Genomic DNA, 19,555 nt, shown 5'->3' with positions numbered 1-19,555 from the left:
GGCTCTAGGGCAAATGGTAGTACGTGTTATTACGGTAGAACCAGCTGACAACCTGATTAAACGCCTCACGGGCCATGGCTACCGCCTCACCTGTGTAGATGCACGTGGCACACGCGGTAAAGTTAACCTGCTGTTCATGATTGTAAAGCGAAAGAAACTCGATCATGTGCTGGGAATTATTCGTGACTATAACCCACAAGCGTTTTACTCTGTAGAAGATGTTCGCTCTGTTTCAGATGTAGCTCTCTCTGGATCGGAACGCAGCACAACATTCAAAAAGTTTTTTCCTTTACGGAAAGGGAAGTAACCTTTAATAGTTCTCTCGTTAGGACAATATGGTTAACCGTTCCTTTCTCTTTCCAAGCAAACTACTGCCTATCAAAAAAACGGAACACTATCCTGCCAGACAGTGCTCCGTTCACATTCATTAAGCTTTTTTAATTTTACTCAAGCCCAGCCTCAAAAGGCATGTCTGAATTGCGCTGGTATTTTAACCAAACTACTGACAGCGGAGGTAATCGTAACTCTATAGAGTAATCTCTACCGTGCAGTGGTTCTGGCACCGATACAGGCGGTTCGAGATTATACACATCACTTCCTCCATATTTGGCAAGGTCAGTGTTTATTACTTCTACCCATTTACCTGCCATTGGCACACCTAAACGGTAATGGTGGTGCATCATAGGAGTAAAGTTACAGACAACAAGCATTACTTCTTCCGGGTCACTACCTTTACGCAGGAAGCTCATGACACTGTTGTGCGCGTCCTGAAAATCTCCCCATTCAAAGCCACGATCATCAAAGCTGTACGTGTACATGCTTTGCTCCTGCCTATAGCACATGTTCAAATCTCGTATCAGTTCCTGCATTCCACTATGGAACCCATACTGTAACAAATGCCATTCTAGGCTACTGTCGTGGTTCCATTCGCTGGTCTGTGCTATCTCTGCTCCCATAAATAACAATTTAGCACCCGGGTGAGCAAACATATAACCATACAATGTACGCAGATTAGCAAATCGCTGCCATTCATCACCTGGCATTTTATAGATCAGAGAGTGTTTACCATATACCACCTCATCATGAGAAAGCGGCAGCATAAAACGCTCAGAAAAAGCATATACCATACTAAAGGTAATCTCTCCCTGGTGGTGCTTACGATATACAGGGTCCTTCGAGAAATAATCTAAAGTATCATGCATCCAGCCCATCATCCACTTCATGTCAAAGCCTAATCCACCCTGATCAACTGGAGCAGTTACGCCAGGCCATGCTGTGGACTCTTCTGCAATTGTCTGTACATCAGGGAAACGCTCATGCACAGCATAATTGAAATCCTTGATAAAAGTGATGGCCTCCAGATTTTCCCGGCCTCCGTACTCATTCGGTATCCATTCACCTTCTTTACGGCTGTAGTCAAGGTAAAGCATAGAAGCAACTGCATCTACACGCAAACCATCAACATGGTATTTATCCAACCAGAATAAGGCATTGCTTATCAGGAAGGAACGTACTTCATTCCTTCCATAGTTAAAGATATAGCTGTTCCAGTCCGGGTGGTAGCCTTTGCGTGGATCTGCGTGCTCATACAGGTGTGTACCATCAAAATAAACCAAGCCGTTTTCATCTGATGGAAAGTGTGAAGGCACCCAATCCAGGATAACACCGACTCCATGCTGATGCAATGCCTCAACCAGATACATCAGGTCTTGCGGTGACCCTAGATTACTTCCGGCGGCAAAGTAACCTGTAATCTGGTAACCCCATGAGCCACCAAATGGATGGTGCATCACAGGCATAAATTCAACATGTGTAAAGCCAAGGTCACGCACATACTGTGGCAGTTCCTCTGCCAGTTCACGATACGTGAGTGGGCGGTTATCTTCCTCTGGTTTGCGACGCCAGGAGCCGGCATGCAGCTCATAAACAGAATATGGTTGCGGCTGCCCATTTAGCTCTTTACGCTGGTTCAGCCAGGTACTATCCTGCCAACCATAGTTCAGGTCACAAACAACAGAGGCTGTCTGAGGCGGCACCTCTCGGCTAAAGGAGAACGGATCGCTCTTTTCTACATGGAAGAAGTTAAAGCGTGATCTGATATGATACTTATAAAGCATTCCTGCCTGCACACCAGGTATAAATCCTTCCCAAATACCAGACTCATCAGAGCGAACCTGTAGTTGGTGCGTTTCTCGGTTCCACCCGTTAAAGTCTCCCATTACAGATACCTGTTCTGCATTTGGGGCCCAGACAGCAAAGTATGCACCCTGCTGCCCTTCATGCTCCATCAGGTGAGAGCCGAACTTATCATATAAATTAAAGTGCCTGCCTTCTCTGAAAAGATAAATATCAAATTCAGTAAAGCGGCTAATATTGTAATAAACCATTTGTTGTTTGTCTCCTTCAGATCCGGACTCTATAGCAGGCACAGTTTCCAGTGCCTCTACCTGTTCCGTATAAGTTGTTTCCGCAGTACTTTCCTGTGGCTGTTCTTCCGTTCTTTTACCTGTTGCAGGGTTTTCTGACTCATCAGCAACAGGGGCACTTATAGGTGATGAAACTGTCTCTGGGTCTGGTGTAGACTCATCCATTGGAGCTACTGTTTTACGGGATCTGCCCCGCTTTGGAGCAGGAGTAGCCTCGGATTCAGCAACAGGACTTGCCTCTTCTGTTTTCTTGGCTCTTCCTCTCTTGGGCTTAGTGGCCGCTGCTTCATCAGAGGATTGTACAGAAGCAGCTTCAGAAGTTTCCGTAGCCTTTTTTCTGGTTCTGCCTGTAGCTTTTTTAGGTGCTGCTTCCTCTGTAGAAGCGCCCCCCAGAGTTGCTTCTGGAGCAGTCTCTTCCTTGGCAGCAGACTTTGCTGAGCCTTTAGCTTTAGTAGTCTTTGCCATTGCTTTAGGAGTTTCCTCGTTATTGTTTGCTGTACTTTCTTTCTTTTTAGCCATTCTTATACTTCCTCATGATGTATTTAATGCCTCTAATCGGGATAAGTACCCAATCCGGACGATTGTTCAATTCATATCCGAGTTCATAAATTGCTTTTTCCAGCAGGAAGGTCTGCATAAGTATTTCAAAGTCTTCCTCGCTGGCAGGCACTATGCCTGTACCTCTTGTTTTACCCAGGTATGTATGCATAAAGAACCCGCTGGCATAATGATACCACTGTTCTGCCCATTGCTCCAGATACTCTGTGTCTTCCTTGCGCAAGCCAGCTTGCAGGAACAGGGCATTATAAGCCGCATAATGGAAAGAGCGAATCATACCAGCCACATCCCGCAGGGCAGAACGTTTTAGCCTTCGCTCGCTAAAGCTTCTTGCTGGTTCTCCTTCAAAATCAATAATATAAAAATCTTTACCAGTAAACAATACCTGGCCTAAATGATAATCGCCATGGTTACGTATTTTTTTAGTATCAATTTTTCTGGCAAAAATCATCTTCAAACGGTCCAAAATATCTTCCCGCATATTCAGCACTTCTTCTGCCTCGCCACGCACTGATTCCGGCAGGTTTGGCAAATGCTTTTGTAAACTGTCGAAGTTACTGCGCACCAAAGAGGTTAAAGACGAAAAGAGGGAACGCTGATAGTGCAATGAAAAATCTTCTGGTATAAAGTCTTTATCATCGGTAACAGAGCCTAAAGCCAAGTGCATTTCAGCAGTACGCTGCCCCAGCAGTTCAACCCGCTCTACACTAGCTCCGCCTAATTGCATCTGTACTTCATCCGGAACCTCTGAAAAAGGCAATGGATTAGCAAGAGAGCCTATCGGTGCTTTAAGTTTAACTTTTTCGGTTTGCGTCTGCACGCGTTCATAGAATCGCTTCAGGGCATCTTCCATGTAACTCCAGGCATCGCCCTGGTTTGGAACCTGCTCCTGTAGCATAACCAGCACCATGGGCTGTTTACCCGGCTCATGCTGTTCAATAGCTCCAACAAAGCGTGGCACGTTCGGGAAGCCCAGGCGCTCTGTCAGCATCTGTACTACCTCTACATCCGGGTTTAAAGTTCTGTCAAGTTTACGGTACAGCTTCATAAAGAAGTTATTACCATACACTATTGAAGAATTGCTTTGCTCAGCACTAAGAATTTTAGATGCAGGTTGCCCTACATTCTTTAGCTCTGAAGCTAAATGCCGGTTACTGTTCCCTACCAGTTCTGCATTGCCCTGCTTTAACTTTCTACGCTTTACAATAAGTTGAAGCAATGTCTGACGGAAGTCCTCACTGTAAAGAGCATCATACAATATACCGTCTTTCCCATCTATTGTCACACGAGCTATCACACTATTAGGACATTGCTCGCGCAGTTCCTGCTCCTGTTCACCAGTTGCAAATGCTACCGGTAACTGATACACCTCTGGCAGCCCCTCGTTATAGCTTACTTCTACAAACAGAAGCGAAGCATTCTGCTTGCCCATAGGCACAGGTATATTGTTAGATACCTGCATTCGCTGTATGGTACGCGCCTTACCGCCAAACCAACGGCGATTAATAATATAAGGTGGAAGAACTCTTGTTTCCAGTTCTTTCAGTGTCTTTGCATCCAAGGCTGCTTTTAATGTTCCAAGCTGGAAAGCTGGTTTCTGGATATCCTGCTCAGAATCTGTAGACACCTCTGCGGGTTTCAGCTCTAACCAGAAGTAACCGTGCGAACCCATTGTTAAAACATAAGAGTCATCTTTTATAGCCGGGAATTTATTCTTGCTAAAGACCTCTACCGGTACTCTGCCTTTAAACTCCTGCAGGTCCAGTTCAACGGCTTCCGGAAAACGAGATAAGTTAGCTATGATTAAGATAGTCTCATCCTCGTACTCGCGCACAAAAGCCAGTACTTTAGAGTTAGCTGGGGCTAGGAACCTGATGTTACCACGGCCGAATGCTTTATAATGCTTCCGCATATTAATTATTCGGCGCATCCACCAGAGCAAAGAGCTACTGTTGTGATTCTGTGTATCTACGTTAACAGACTCATACTTATACTCTGGGTCTATGATAATAGGCAGGTACAGTTGTTGAGGGTTGGCAGTAGAAAAGCCTGCATTACGGTCATCATTCCACTGCATTGGGGTACGCACACCATCCCGGTCACCAAGATAGTAGTTGTCTCCCATACCGATTTCGTCGCCATAGTATACCACTGGTGTACCACGCATTGAGAAGAGCAGCACATTCAGCAGTTCTATCTTGTTACGGTCGTTACCCAGCAGTGGAGCCAAGCGGTGGCGAATACCCAGATTAATCCGGGCTAAGGGGTCTTTGGTGTACACTTTGTACATGTAGTCCCGTTCCTCATCTGTCACCATCTCCAGCGTAAGCTCATCATGGTTACGCAGGAACATAGCCCACTGGCAGGTTTCCGGTATGGCAGGTGTCTGGTTAAAGATGTCAATGATCGGGTAACGGTCTTCCATCTTTACCGACATGAAGAGACGCGGCATAATCGGGAAGTGGTAGTTCATATGACACTCATCCCCATCGCCAAAGTATGAAGCAGAGTCTTCCGGCCACATGTTTGCCTCAGCCAACAGCAGCTTGCCCTCATATTTACTGTCTACGTGCGCGCGTAGCTTCTTCAAAAACTCATGCGTTTCCGGCAGGTTTTCGCAGTTTGTACCCTCTCGTTCAAATAAATATGGAACAGCATCCAGGCGGAATCCATCCACTCCCAGGTCAAACCAGTAATCCAGCACCTTGAAAACTTCTTTCTGAACAGCCGGATTATCATAATTCAGGTCAGGCTGGTGAGAAAAGAAGCGGTGCCAGTAATATTGCTGTGCCACCGGGTCCCAGGTCCAGTTTGACGGCTCATAGTCTGTAAAGATAATGCGAACCTCGTTATACTTATCCGGGTTATCGTTCCACACATAAAAGTCTCTGTATTTAGAGCCTTTTTTTGCATTACGAGCCCGCTGGAACCAGGGGTGCTGATCGGATGTATGGTTGATCACTAACTCTGTAATAACTTTAAGCCCACGCCGATGCGCTTCTTTTACAAAAAGCTTAAAGTCCTGCATGTTTCCATATGACGGGTTAATGCTAAAGTAATCAGCTATGTCGTAACCGTCGTCACGTAAGGGTGATGGGTAAAAAGGCAAAAGCCAGATAGCTGTCACACCCAGGTCTTCCAGGTAGTCCAGCTTCTGCATTAGCCCCTTAAAGTCACCAATACCGTCTCCATTGCCATCTTTAAAAGCCTTTATGTGCAGCTCATAAATAATGGCGTCTTTGTACCAGTGAATATTATCGTCTATCAGATCTTTATCGTCTGCCATATAGATGGTTGTGATTATAGAGGGTTTATCTTTCTGCACTGGCCACTAAAAGCAGCCAGTTAATTTTGTGTATCATTAGGTACTGTTACATTCCTGGGTTCGGGCTTTCGATGCGGAACACATGCACCGGCATATCATATGGCCTTAGTTCCACATAATTCCACTCACCTGTCCAGGTATACTTACGCTCAGTAAGCAAGTCGTGCATCAGGTAATGTTCATTATCTGAAAGACCCAATTTCCATAATGGCATTTTAATCCAGCCTGCCTGCGTATTATTAGGATCAAGATTTACCACTACGAAAATTTTATTGGTCATATCATCATTCCACTTCGCATAACTAAAGAAGGCTTGGTTATCAGTTTCCCCAAACGCTATGTTCCAGGTAGTCTGCAACGCAGGATTTACTTTCCTGATCTTGTTTATCAAGGTAATAATCTCACGCGTCTTGGTCAGTTTGCCCCAGTCCCAGTTTTTTATTTCATATTTCTCAGAATCGAAATACTCTTCTTTTCCAGGCACCGGCGTAGCAATATTATATTCGTACACTGGCCCGTATAAGCCATAGTTAGAAGATAAAGTAGCTGCCATAACCACACGGGTAATATGTGTCGCTTCCCCGCCTTCTTGCAAACTAACAGGGTTAATGTCTGGAGTGTTAGGCCAGAAGTTCGGACGGTAATATTGTCGTAATTCCGTCTGGGTTAGCTCCTGCATATACTCTCTTAGTTCTTCTGCAGAGTTTCGCCAGGTGTAGTACGTATAAGTCTGCGTAAAGCCTATCTTTGCCAGGCGCTCCATTACACGTGGGCGGGTAAAGGCTTCAGACAAGAATATAATTTGTGGATGTTCCTGCTGGATTTCTGCAATAACCCACTCCCAAAAAGCAAAAGCTTTGGTATGCGGATTATCAACCCTGAAAATATTTACTCCTTGCTCTATCCAGTGTAACAATACACTTTTAAGCTCCTGCCACAGGTTCTGCCAGTCTTCTGTTTCAAAGTTTATTGGCAAAACATCCTGATATTTTTTAGGTGGATTTTCTGCATACTGTACCGTGCCATCCGGCCGCCACTTAAACCACTGAGGGTGCTCTTTTACATATGGGTGATCCGGAGAACACTGAATAGCAAAATCCAATGCCACTTCAATACCATGTTCCTTGGCCTTATTTACAAAAGCTTTAAAATCGTCCAATGTGCCTAGCTCCGGAAGTATCGCTTTATGGCCTCCTTCCTCTGCGCCGATAGCCCATGGTGAACCAGGTTCACCAGGCTGAGCTGTCACAGCATTATTTTTACCTTTTCTGAAAGCACGTCCTATAGGATGTATTGGCGGAAGATAAATTGTATCGAAGCCCATTTCGGCTATCCGGGGCAACAGTCGCTCGCAATCTTTAAAAGTACCGTGTTTACCTGCTTCCTGTGCTGCAGACCGAGGAAAAAACTCATACCACGCACTGAATAGCGCCTTTTTACGCTCCACATTCAACCGCAGTATTTTATTATAAGTCGTTACATTTTTACGTGTGCTGTTCACTCGCATCAACTCACTTGTTTCCGTGCTGTTTGCCATTGTCACAGCCTCGCCAGGAGCATTGCCATGTCGCATAAAGAAAGCACGCTCATGCAACTGATCCTGGATATCCTGTTCGGCAGATGCGGCCGTCTCTTCCAGAAACTGGGCCCCTATCTGTAGCTCAACAGTTATATCCTGATTGGCTTCAAATTTCTTTTTGACTCCTTTCTGCCAGGTATAGAAGTGGTCTACCCATCCTTTGATGGTATATTCATAACGCCCCATAGTATCGAGCGTAAAAGCAGCCTGCCAGCGGTCGTTACTAATAAACTCCATAGGCACCTCCTGCCATTCTTCAGAGCCTACCTGACGATACGCCAGAACTGCTTTTACTTCATCATGACCATCGGTAAAAATATCGGCAGTTACCAACAACTCCTCACCCACTACACGCTTTACCGGGTATTGACCACAGTTTATCTGTGGCTGTACATTTTCAATGACAACGCGATTTGTTCCTTCCAGTTCTTCCATTAATATGTAAACCTTACATTAGATTTATATAACTACTACGTAGCACTAGAATATGTTGCAAGCTATATTCAAACACTATATTAACTATCACTAATATATATATAAATATCACGATTCCAATTATTTATTTTCCTAAAAAAAGCACAACCTATTTTATCATTCCCTAGTTAAAATCAAATTGGAAAACTTCAGAAATTTATGGGAGTAACAAGATCGATTGGAGCAGAATTTACTAGAGATAAAGGAACGGTTTTTACTGTTTGGGCACCAGAGGCAGAGCAGGTAGAAGTTGTACTGGTACATCCAGAAAAAAGGAAAATACCGCTACAGCGCGAAGCATTCGGCTACTGGACAGGTTTGGCCGAGGATGCAGCGCCAGGAACACGCTATTTTTATAACCTGGGCAAGGATCTTCAACGACCAGACCCGGCATCACAGTCACAACCAGACAGTGTACATGAAGCATCAGAAGTAGTGGACCACAGTTCCTATAACTGGCAGGACAAAAACTGGAAAGGCATACCACTGGAACAGTACATTATTTATGAACTGCATATAGGTACTTTTTCAGAGGAAGGCACTTTTGAAGGGGTGCAAAAAAAGTTACCGGAGCTAAAGGATTTAGGTATTACAGCTATTGAGATAATGCCTATTGCTCAGTTTCCGGGCAGCCGCAACTGGGGCTATGATGGCGTTTACCCTTTTGCCGCTCAAAACTCCTATGGTGGCCCGGAAGCTTTAAAAAGCTTAGTGGATGCCTGCCACCAGCAAGGCATAGCTGTTATTCTGGATGTGGTGTATAATCACATGGGGCCGGAAGGAAATTACCTGTTCGACTATGGCCCTTATTTTACAAAGAAATACAGTACTCCCTGGGGGCAAGCCTTAAACTTTGATGATGCGCATTCAGACCACGTGCGGAACTTCTTCCTGCAGAACGCCTTGATGTGGCTCCGAGATTATCATATTGATGCCTTACGGCTCGATGCCGTACATGCAATACTGGATACCGGAGCAAAGCATTTTCTAAAGGAACTTCAGGAGCATGTAGAGCAATTAGGTGAACAGACAGGCCAGGAGTATATACTTATTGCAGAAAGCGACCTTAACGATGTAAAGTTGCTAAACCCTATGGAGCAAGGAGGCTTTGGCCTGGCAGCTCAGTGGATGGACGACTATCATCATGCGGCACACACACTAATAACTGGTGAACGGGAAGGATATTATGAAGATTATGGAGAGCCAGAGCACCTTCTAAAAGCGTTACAGCATTCGTTTATATATAATGGCATTTACTCTGAACATCGCAAAAAAACACTTGGAACTGATGCCACTGCCAACCCTGCAAAGCAATTTGTAGTTTGTATACAAAACCATGACCAGGTTGGTAACCGGATGTTAGGTGAGCGCCTTACCAAGCTAGTCTCTTTTGAAAAGCTTAAAGTTGCCGCAGGCCTGTACTTACTGTCGCCGTTCACTCCAATGTTATTTATGGGGGAAGAGTACGGCGAAGAAAACCCTTTTCTGTACTTTGTTAGCCATACCGACGAAAACCTGGTAGAGGCCGTACGCAAAGGCCGTAAAGCAGAATTCTCTGCTTTCGCCTGGAAAGGGGAAGCGCCAGATCCTCAATCGGAGGAAACATTCCGGCAGTCTAAATTACAGCACAGTTACAAACAGAATGAACAGCAACAAAAGCTAAGAGAGTTTTACAAAAAGCTTATTAACCTTAGAAAAACTTCTCCTACCCTGGCTAAAGCAAGTAAAGAATATCTTAAGGCTTCTTTTGATTCAGACCATAAGGTACTTCACCTTATTCATTACGGGCAGAAACCATTTATATATTGTTTGTTCAACCTGAATGATCAGGCACAGGAGACATCTTTAGAAAAAGAAATTGGTGATTCATGGGAAGTGTTGCTGAATTCAGCAGATACAACCTGGGGAGGTACCGGAACTGGCAATAACAGTTTTGACCAGCAAAACGGCTCTATTACCCTGCAACCCGAATCACTAGTTATTCTTCAGAGCAAAAGCTAATTATGCACAATTATATCTGTATTCACGGGCACTTTTACCAACCGCCCCGTGAGAACCCTTGGCTGAACGACGTGGAGATGCAAGAGTCTGCCGCACCATATCATGACTGGAATGAACGCATCACCGACGAGAGCTACGCCCGAAACACAGCCTCACGCATACTAGACGAAGAGGGAACCATTGTAGACATTATGAACAACTATGCCTACATGAGTTTCAACTTTGGCCCTACTCTGCTGGAGTGGATGGAGAAAAAAGCACCAGACACTTACCAAGCCATACTGGCTGCTGATAAAGAAAGCCAGAGCCGTTTTTCAGGGCATGGTTCCGCCGTAGCACAAGTGTATAACCACATTATAATGCCACTAGCTAATACCCGTGATAAACACACGCAGGTAATATGGGGCAAGTACGATTTTAAAAAGCGCTTTGGTCGAGATCCGGAGGGCATGTGGCTGGCTGAAACAGCTGCTAATACAGAAACGCTGGAAATATTGGCAGAGCATGGTATTAAATACACCATTTTGTCTCCTTACCAGGCTAAAAGCTTTAGAAAAATTGGAGAAAAAGAATGGCATCATGCCGAAGGTGCTAACATTGATACCAAGCGTACTTACCTGTGTAACCTTCCGTCGGGCAGGAGCATTGTTATTTTCTTTTATGATGCTCCTGTATCGCAGGGGATTGCTTTTGAGGGACTGCTAAACAGAGGAGATGAGTTTGCTAACCGCCTGGTGGGGCAGCTGGATCAAAACAGGGATGAGCCACAGCTTATGCATATTGCCACAGATGGAGAAACCTATGGGCACCATCATCGGTTTGGAGAGATGGCTCTTTCTTTTGCCTTGCACCATATTGAGCAGGAAAAACTGGCCACTGTAACCATTTATGGTGAATTCCTGGAAAAACACCCGCCCCTTTATGAAGCCGAGATAATAGAGGATACTTCATGGAGTTGTGCGCACGGTGTAGAACGCTGGCGCAGCGACTGCGGCTGTAACACCGGAGGTAATGCCAACTGGAACCAGGAGTGGCGAGGCCCACTACGTGATGCATTTGACTGGCTTCGCGATCAGCTGGCTCCACTTTACGAGCAGGAGATGAAACAACTATCGGCAGATCCCTGGGCAACCCGTGACGATTATATACAAGTTGTTATGGACCGCTCCGAAGATAACGTGAAAGCTTTTATCAAGAGCCACACATCACACAACCTAAGCACAGAGGAGGAAACTAAATTTCTGAAGCTTCAGGAAATGCAGTACCATACCTTGCTGATGTACACCAGTTGCGGGTGGTTTTTTGACGAGGTAACCGGAATTGAAACTGTACAGGATATTTATTATGCTGCACGTGCCCTGCAGTTAGCCTACGAAATTAGTGGTCAGGATTATGAAACGCATTTTGTAGAGCTGTTATCAAAGGCTAAGAGTAACGTAAAAGAAAGAGGCGACGCAGGTGTAACATATAACTTAATTGTAAAACCAGCTATTATCGACTTGCTTCGTGTTGGTGCGCATTATGCTGTGTCTTCGCTGTTTGCCGAGTACCCGGAACAACTGCAAGTTTATAGCTTTACAGCCACCTCAGAAAATTATGAATTACAGGAGGCTGGTCGTCAGAAGCTTGCGACAGGAATTGCCAACATCAAATCAGCCATTACTTGGGAGGAAAAGAAAATTACTTTTGGCGTGCTTCACCTGGGCGAGCACCAGTTGTTTGGCGGTGTTCGGGAGTACATAGGCAACAATGCATTCAATCAACTGCAGCAGGAACTATCAGAGGCTTTTGATAAAGGCAACACCAGTGAAATCATCATGTTACTTGATAAGCACTTTGAGTCGCATAACTATTCTTTCTGGCACCTGTTCAAAGACGATCAGCATAAGATACTGGCACAGGTACTGGGGCAAACACTGCAAGGCGTAGAGTATGAGTTTCAACAACTCTATGACAACAACTACCCTTTAATGCTTGCCATGAAATCGTTGAACATGCCACTGCCACGCCCGTTACAGTTAACAGTAAGCTACATTAATGATAAAAAATTTCAGCAGGCACTGTCCACCAATGAACCGGATGTTCGGGAGATAAAAAACTTGCTACAGGAGGCTGCCCGTATGCAGATAAACCTGAAGCGAGGCACCCTTCGGTTTACAGCAGCCCTGACAGTTGACACTATGATGAAAAGGCTGGAGAAGGAACCAGACAACCTGAAGCTGATGCAACGGCTCATTGACCTGTTGCAGGTACTGCAGGAATCTCCGATAGAACCAGAGTACTGGCAGGCGCAAAATTCTGCTTTCCGTTTGAAAGAAACTGTCTACGAAAAGTATAAGCAATATAGCCAAGAAAGTTATGCTATATGGTGTCATAAATTTGAAGAACTCTATAATTGGCTTAATCTAAAAGCATAAAATATGGTGCACATACCTAACGTTACATACAGGCTGCAGCTATCAGCTAAGTTTAAGCTGAAACAGGTGCAAGAGCTTATCCCTTATCTGAAAGAGCTAGGGGTAAGTACTATTTATGCCTCTCCTTTTTTTACTGCACGCGCTGGTAGCGAACATGGTTATGACGTTACCGACCCTTTGCAGATAAACCCTGAGATTGGAACTTTGGAAGAGTTTCGGCAGATTGCCAAAACACTGCAAGAGAACAACATGAGCTGGTTACAGGACATCGTGCCAAACCACATGGCTTTTGATGCCTCCAACGTCTGGCTAATGGACGTGCTGGAGAAAGGAGCCCAGTCTTTTTATTATACTTTTTTTGACATTGACTTCAAGAACCCAGAGTTCGAGGGGCAGGTAATGGTGCCTTTTCTGGGAGAACCGCTGGAAAATGTACTGGAACAGAATCAATTAAAAGTATCTTTTGGAGAAAAGGGCTTTATCATCAGCTACTTCGATAATGTATACCCCGCCAGCCTCGAAAGCTATCCTTACCTGATCAGTCGGCTTAAGCAGAACACAGACGTTGAAGACGAAAGAGCAGGATTGGTTGAACAACTGCACAAAATTGAGCAGTTCTCTAAAGTAGAAAAAGTAGATGTACAGGAATGGGAAAGTCTAAAAGTATCATTGTACCAACACTTCAGCCAGCAACAGGCATTACAGGATAAGCTGAAACAGCTGTTAGAGGAAATAAGCAATTCTACTGAAAAAATGCAAAGGCTACTCGCCATGCAGCAGTACAAGCTTAGTTACTGGAAAGACAGTATGCAGCGCATCAACTACCGCAGGTTCTTTACAGTAAATGACCTGATCTGCCTGCGCATGGAGCGACCAGAAGTGTTTGAGCACTACCATCGGTTTATTAAGCAGCTTTGCGACGAGAAACTGGTACAAGGCCTTCGGGTAGACCACGTAGACGGGCTTTTTGATCCGGACCAATACCTGGAGAGACTTCGGGAAATGGCCGGTGAGGATATGTACCTGGTTGTAGAGAAGATATTGGAGGGCGAGGAAAACATGCCTGTTTACTGGCCTATACAAGGGAACAGCGGTTACGATTTTTTAGCATGGGTAAGCAATTTGTATACATTCCCTACTGGCAAAGAACGGCTAAGTACGGTTTATAAGCGCCTGGTGCCAAATGCCACAGTGGAGTATGAAGAAATGGTGTTTGAAAAGAAGCTGTTCATGCTACGCACACGCATGAATGGGGAACTACAGAACCTGTTGCGCGTACTTCAGCAACGGCAACTTATCCCATCAGATGACAAGAGAGACAAATGGCAGCAAGCACTCGAAATGCTGTTGGTTACCTTTCCGATATATCGTATTTATGGCAATAAATTTCCACTTTCGCAGGAGGCACTAGAGGTAATAGATACAGCCTTTAAACAGGCTGCTGAAAAAGCCCCGGATGCAAAGGAACAACTTAGGTACTTACGTTCTTTATTTGAAGTTTCAGCAGATGAATCAGAAGAGCAGGTAAACAACAAACTGTATTTCGTCATGCGTTGCCAGCAGTTTACCGGGCCTTTGGCTGCCAAAGGCGTGGAAGACACCACTTTCTACAACTACAGCCGCCTTATCTCATTAAACGAAGTAGGTAATAGCCCAGACATATTTCACCTGAAACCAGAGCAGTTTCATGAACGGATGAAATACAAAGTAGAAGCTGCCCCTTATTCTATTAATGCCACTGCCACACATGATACGAAGCGAGGCGAAGATGCCCGTATGCGTCTCAATGTACTGAGTGAGCTATCGAATGATTGGGACAACATGGCTTACAGGTGGCTAGAAAAAAGCAGGTTACTCGTGCCCGATACCTCACCAAACGATGTGTACTTTCTTCTTCAGACGCTTATAGGCGTAATGCCGCATAACATGGCCATAGATGATTCACTGGTGCAACGCGTACAGGATTATATGCAGAAAGCACTTCGTGAAGCCAAAAGGAAAACGAACTGGGCTGATCCTAATATAGAGTATGAGCAGAAAATACAGAAGCTGGCTAAAAAGCTGTTACAGCAAGATGAAGAGTTTATAGCGGAGTTTAAGCCTTTCTTTAAAAAGCTGGCTTATTATGGTTCTATTTACTCTTTGTGCCAGACACTACTTAAGCTTACCTGCCCCGGTGTGCCGGACATATACCAGGGTACCGAGTTCTGGGACCTTAGCTTAGTAGACCCAGATAACCGCAGACCTGTAAACTATGACCAGCGCCAGCAGTATCTGCAGGAATTGAGGCAAGCCGAGCAGGAAAGCGTTCCACAACTACATAAACAGTTGCTGTCTCAAACCCAAAATGCCCGTATTAAGCTTTACCTGATGTACAAGACATTAAGCGTACGCAATAGCTTACAAGACCTCTTCAGTTACGGAAGTTACATTCCTTTAACAGTAAAAGGGAAATATAAAGAACATGTGGTTGCCTTTGCACGAAACTATCAGCAGCAATGGTGTATTGTAGCCGTACCTCGTATGTTGGTTAACCTGTGCCAAAACGAAACATTACCATTAGGAAAAGACACATGGAAAGACACTGCTATTGTTTTACCAGACAATGCTCCACAAACATGGAAAATAGCTTTTAGCAAAGATGGAGCAGTAAAACAAGATAAAGCTATTCCGTTGGCAACCATCATGGATACTTTTCCAGTAGCACTTTTAACAGCAACAGCACAATGATTATAGATAAACGCAGTAGCGGCTTACTACTACATATTACTTCTCTTCCTTCACGCTTTGGTATAGGCGACTTGGGGCCGGAGGCTTATGCCTTTGCAGATCTTTTGCAGGAGGCAGGGCAGCGATTCTGGCAGATACTACCGCTTAACCCAACTGAGCTTGCTTATGACAATTCCCCTTATAGCAGCCACTCTGCTTTTGCAGGAAACCACCTGCTCATCAGCCCGGAGTTGCTGATAAAAGACGGACTTTTAGAAGAGAAAGAACTTGATACAAAGCTTAAGTTTGACGATACACGGGTAGAATTTGAGCAGGTGATTGATTTTAAGAAAGAGATACTCCATAAAACCTTTCTAAACTACCAAGGCAAACAGCCCAAAGAACTGAAAAAAGCCTTTGAGGCGTTTCAAAAGGAACACAAAGCCTGGCTTCAGGATTATACCATGTTTGTTGTTTTTAAAAACCATTTCGGGGATAAAGGCTGGACAGAATGGCCAAAGGAAATAAAGCATCGCCAGAAAAACGCGATGCAGGACTTGGTTAAAGAGTTAGCAGATGAACTGGAAAAGGAAAAGTTTATGCAGTTTCTGTTTTACCACCAGTGGGAACAACTCAGGCAGTACTGCCACGAGAAAGATATTTCCTTTTTTGGTGACATGCCCTTTTATGTAAGTCACGACAGTGCTGACGTGTGGTCGAATCCGAAATACTTTAAGCTTGATAAGGAAGGTATGCCTACAGCAGTATCTGGCGTGCCGCCAGACTTCTTCAGTGAAACTGGGCAGCTATGGGGAACACCTGTTTATAATTGGAAGGAGCTTGCGGAGCACAACTACGACTGGTGGATTCGACGGATAGACCATAACCTTCGCCAGTTTGGTTTACTGCGCCTGGACCACTTCCGTGCTTTTTCTGCCTATTGGGAAGTTCCGGCAGATGAAGACACGGCTATAAATGGCAAATGGGAAAAATCACCTGGCCATGAGATACTGACTATTATCCGGGACAAATACCCGCAGATGCCTATTATTGCAGAAGACCTTGGCGACATAGACCAGCCAGTAAGAGACCTTATTAGTAACTTCAGCCTACCAGGTATGTTAGTACTTGTGTTTGCTTTTGTTGGTGATGAAAAGGCTTTTGAAAGTTCTTTTATGCCTCATAATCACGTCAGGAACAGCATTGTGTATACTGGAACACATGATAACAGTACTGCCCGCGCCTGGTTCGATGAAGCTACTGCCGCAGATAAACGATTACTGAGCGATTACAGTTTTCATCGCCTTACAAAAGATAATGTGCACGAGGTAATGCAAAGGCTTGCTCTAGCTTCCGTAGCACAGCTTGCCGTACTGCCAATGCAGGATGTATTAGGTTTAGGAGCAGAAGCTACCATGAACAAACCTTCCACTACAGGAGGAAATAACTGGAAATGGCGCTTAAAACCCAGTCAGTTTACAAAGAAAGAAGCTAAGGCCTTAAAGAAACTTGTTGATTTGTATGGACGGTAATATAAACGGCCTCAATCACTTTGAAAAGCAATGAACACTACAGAGCTTTTCAAAGTGATTGAGGCCGTTCCTCTACTACTCTTTGCACATAAATTGAATCTTCTCTTTTTAACGAGAAGCTAAATTAGGAGTAGCTCCTAGTGCAGCTTTTTCACCTGATTCTTCCTGTACCAGCTCCGCCATCGCATTCACCTGATCCAGGTATTGTGAAGTATAAGCATCGTCTGCGGCATGTACATAAAGCGTTGTACCTCCTACCACTGTATTTATTATTTCCTCATGGTGCTCCATAGGAATAGCCGGGCAACCTAAACTACGGCCTAATCTACCTGTCAGGTCAATTACATTTTCTGAGGCATACTCAGCACCATGCATTACAATACAACGGTCTAAAGCATTAGAGTTATAAGCCTCGTCCATTCCATCCAATCTCAGCGAAAGTCCATGTTTGCCATAGTAAGGGGCTTGAGTTACATAAAAGCCTATGCTGCTCATATAGGAGCCTGTATCATTAGAAAAGTTTTCAGCATACTCCTCTCCGGAATTCCGACCATGCGACACATAAGTGTTATAAAGCACCTCCTTATTACTTAAATCCAGCACCCATAACCTTTTTTCTGTAGAGGACTTGGTAAAGTCGACAATCGTAATTATTGGTTTCTCTGATAGCTTTTGTTCCCTTCTAAGGTTATAATAACCAGTCAACGCTTTATCGAACACCTCAAAACGAAGCCCTTGGCCTTGTAAATCCATATGATTATAGAGGTTAAAAGCTACTTGGTTAAACTTCAAAACCTTATAATCAGAAATCCTGGCTTTAATCCGTTTAGAGTCCGGTTTAGCCATAGTAGTGGCTACCGGAGTTGCTATCGGAGACAGGATAAGGGGAGCGAAAAGCGGCAATAATCCTTTTGCTAGTTTTCTTCTTGTGTACCTCCATCTCGGTTTTCTCATAGCTCATTTGTTTTATAACTATTCCTCTTTTTACGAACAGTAGCCGCTACAGTTAGCCATCTGTTATAAATTAAGGTAGTACAAAAAGAAGATCATCATTTTTTTCTACACAAAGGCATCATTTTTGGACTAATAGCTGTTATACAGTACAAAACCTTTTCTGATTAATATGCATAAACAGAATATAAAATTAGTTCAGTTAACTATTTACTCCTGCATTTTGCTTTTGCTTGCCAGTTGTGGAAAGCAGCAGACATTACGGAGAGTGTTCAAAAAGGAGACACCTTATCAGCAGTACCTCTCTTCTCTAAAAAGTGCTAAACTAGACCATACTGAATTAGGCAGAAGCTGGATTGAAGCTGGACAGGATGCTCTTCAGGATTCCCTCACAGTAACATTACCTTTTAAAGAAACAGGTTACATAGCAGCAGAAGAACCTAAAGCTGCCAGCTACAGGTTTAAAGCAGAGCGGGGGCAAAAGGTGGTGGTAAACCTTGAAACAAGGTCCAGGAATGAAGGCAAAGTGTTCATGGATATGTTTGAAGTGCTAGCCACTCAAGGAAAAGAGCCTAAACTTGTAGCTTATACAGACACAGCTTCTAACACCATAGAATATGAGATAGACGATGAACTGATGCATTTGCTCCGTATACAGCCAGAGCTATTACAAAGTGTGCAGTATACTATTACTATTAAATCACAGCCTGTATTAGCTTTTCCGGTTTTAGGTAAAAGCAGCCGGAATATTGCCAGTATATGGGGAGACCCGCGTGATGCAGGAGCCCGGAGACACGAGGGAATTGATATTTTTGCCACTAGAGGAACTCCAGCCATTGCCTCAGTAGCTGGTTATGTCTCCAGGGTACAGGAAACACCTCGCGGAGGTAAAGTAGTATGGTTATCCGATACAAAGCACCACCAAAGTCTTTATTATGCACATCTCGACAAGCAGTTAGTACAGGCTGGACAGCACGTAAACATCGGTGACACCTTAGGTTTAATTGGTAACACAGGTAACGCTATCACTACTAACCCGCACCTGCATTTTGGTATTTACCGCTATGGGCAGGGAGCTACTAATCCTTACCCTTACGTACATGAGCCGTCTCAGACGCCTTCAACTATCAAATCTGACCTTAGTACCTTAGGCGGATGGGTTAGAATTTCACCTAAACTTGCCAATGTCCGGTTAATGCCGACTACCAAAAGCAACGTTTATATGAGTTTGCCCCAGCACACGCCACTACAAGTATTAGGTGGCACTAGCAATTGGTACAGAGTACAGTTACCTAATAAAGTGGAAGCTTATGTTTCTGCCTCTGTTGTAGAAAATATTTCCCAACCGGTACGTTACGAAAGCTTAGCAAAACAAACAGACCTGTTAGATGAGGCACATCCGTTAGCAGCTGCCAAAGACAGTCTTTCAGCCGGAACGAGCGTGGCTGTACTGGCATCATTTAATGATTACCGACTGGTTCGTAACAACGATGGAGAAACAGGCTGGATTTATACCGGCCAACAGGCCTCTTTGTCTGCAGGCCGGTAATGAATAGTAGGTATTCGCAATACTAAGTTAAAAT

General features: G+C 44.4%; 10 protein-coding genes. 6 read left to right on the top strand and 4 right to left on the bottom strand.

The genetic code is table 11. The annotated features are described in order from the left end of the window. Positions 1–13 precede the first annotated feature (13 nt). Positions 14–307, top strand: a complete 294-nt coding sequence (locus LN995_RS18325; protein ID WP_229962539.1) for a DUF2179 domain-containing protein — start codon at positions 14–16, stop codon at positions 305–307. 136 nt (positions 308–443) lie between these two features. Here LN995_RS18325 and glgB read toward each other — a convergent pair whose 3' ends face one another. The 3 genes from glgB to LN995_RS18310 all read right to left on the bottom strand — a co-directional run bounded on the left by glgB (position 444) and on the right by LN995_RS18310 (position 8,323). Beyond that, entirely contained in the window at positions 444–2,945 is a 2,502-nt protein-coding gene (gene glgB, locus LN995_RS18320; RefSeq protein ID WP_317206972.1) for a 1,4-alpha-glucan branching protein GlgB, read from the bottom strand. After that, on the bottom strand, positions 2,938–6,270 hold the full coding sequence (gene treS, locus LN995_RS18315) for a maltose alpha-D-glucosyltransferase (RefSeq protein ID WP_229962538.1): 3,333 nt from the start codon (positions 6,268–6,270) through the stop codon (positions 2,938–2,940). Before treS ends, glgB begins: the two co-directional genes overlap by 8 nt. 85 nt (positions 6,271–6,355) lie before the next feature. Further along, positions 6,356–8,323 (bottom strand): alpha-1,4-glucan--maltose-1-phosphate maltosyltransferase, encoded by a 1,968-nt coding sequence (locus LN995_RS18310; RefSeq protein ID WP_229962537.1) that lies wholly within the window; start codon positions 8,321–8,323, stop codon positions 6,356–6,358. Between the two features lie 198 nt (positions 8,324–8,521). On the opposite strand from LN995_RS18310, the gene treZ reads away from it, so the two are divergent. Genes treZ through malQ form a run of 4 tightly spaced genes read left to right on the top strand, consistent with a single transcriptional unit; the run spans position 8,522 to position 17,021 of the window. Beyond that, positions 8,522–10,363: a malto-oligosyltrehalose trehalohydrolase gene (gene treZ / locus LN995_RS18305; RefSeq protein WP_229962536.1), complete on the top strand. Its 1,842-nt coding sequence runs from the start codon at positions 8,522–8,524 to the stop codon at positions 10,361–10,363. 2 nt (positions 10,364–10,365) lie between these two features. Then, positions 10,366–12,780, top strand: coding sequence for a DUF3536 domain-containing protein (locus tag LN995_RS18300; RefSeq protein ID WP_229962535.1), 2,415 nt, complete (start codon positions 10,366–10,368; stop codon positions 12,778–12,780). A gap of 3 nt (positions 12,781–12,783) precedes the next feature. Further along, the gene (treY, locus tag LN995_RS18295; RefSeq protein WP_229962534.1) at positions 12,784–15,510 is read left to right on the top strand and encodes a malto-oligosyltrehalose synthase; all 2,727 of its coding nucleotides are present in this window, start codon (positions 12,784–12,786) and stop codon (positions 15,508–15,510) included. Beyond that, positions 15,507–17,021: a 4-alpha-glucanotransferase gene (gene malQ, locus LN995_RS18290; protein WP_229962533.1), complete on the top strand. Its 1,515-nt coding sequence runs from the start codon at positions 15,507–15,509 to the stop codon at positions 17,019–17,021. Before treY ends, malQ begins: the two co-directional genes overlap by 4 nt. Positions 17,022–17,129: 108 nt before the next feature. Here the strand turns inward: malQ and LN995_RS18285 are convergent, their stop codons facing one another. Then, the gene (locus LN995_RS18285; protein WP_229962532.1) at positions 17,130–17,975 is read right to left on the bottom strand and encodes a murein L,D-transpeptidase catalytic domain family protein; all 846 of its coding nucleotides are present in this window, start codon (positions 17,973–17,975) and stop codon (positions 17,130–17,132) included. A 169-nt stretch (positions 17,976–18,144) separates the two neighbouring features. Between LN995_RS18285 and LN995_RS18280 the strand changes: the two genes are divergently transcribed. After that, positions 18,145–19,521, top strand: a complete 1,377-nt coding sequence (locus LN995_RS18280) for a M23 family metallopeptidase (protein ID WP_229962531.1) — start codon at positions 18,145–18,147, stop codon at positions 19,519–19,521. Positions 19,522–19,555 lie beyond the last annotated feature (34 nt).

The organism is Pontibacter silvestris, from assembly GCF_020907275.1.
GTDB classification, from domain to species: Bacteria; Bacteroidota; Bacteroidia; order Cytophagales; family Hymenobacteraceae; genus Pontibacter; species Pontibacter silvestris.
This window is presented reverse-complemented; position numbering and strand designations above follow the sequence as displayed.

What these genes read in the sequence shown, in the direction of transcription:
- LN995_RS18325 (WP_229962539.1), top strand. Translation starts at nt 14, where the DNA reads ATGGTAGTACGTGTTATTACGGTAGAACCAGCTGACAACCTGATTAAA.
- glgB (WP_317206972.1), bottom strand. Translation starts at nt 2,945, where the DNA reads ATGGCTAAAAAGAAAGAAAGTACAGCAAACAATAACGAGGAAACTCCT.
- treS (WP_229962538.1), bottom strand. Translation starts at nt 6,270, where the DNA reads ATGGCAGACGATAAAGATCTGATAGACGATAATATTCACTGGTACAAA.
- LN995_RS18310 (WP_229962537.1), bottom strand. Translation starts at nt 8,323, where the DNA reads ATGGAAGAACTGGAAGGAACAAATCGCGTTGTCATTGAAAATGTACAG.
- treZ (WP_229962536.1), top strand. Translation starts at nt 8,522, where the DNA reads ATGGGAGTAACAAGATCGATTGGAGCAGAATTTACTAGAGATAAAGGA.
- LN995_RS18300 (WP_229962535.1), top strand. Translation starts at nt 10,366, where the DNA reads ATGCACAATTATATCTGTATTCACGGGCACTTTTACCAACCGCCCCGT.
- treY (WP_229962534.1), top strand. Translation starts at nt 12,784, where the DNA reads ATGGTGCACATACCTAACGTTACATACAGGCTGCAGCTATCAGCTAAG.
- malQ (WP_229962533.1), top strand. Translation starts at nt 15,507, where the DNA reads ATGATTATAGATAAACGCAGTAGCGGCTTACTACTACATATTACTTCT.
- LN995_RS18285 (WP_229962532.1), bottom strand. Translation starts at nt 17,975, where the DNA reads ATGAGAAAACCGAGATGGAGGTACACAAGAAGAAAACTAGCAAAAGGA.
- LN995_RS18280 (WP_229962531.1), top strand. Translation starts at nt 18,145, where the DNA reads ATGCATAAACAGAATATAAAATTAGTTCAGTTAACTATTTACTCCTGC.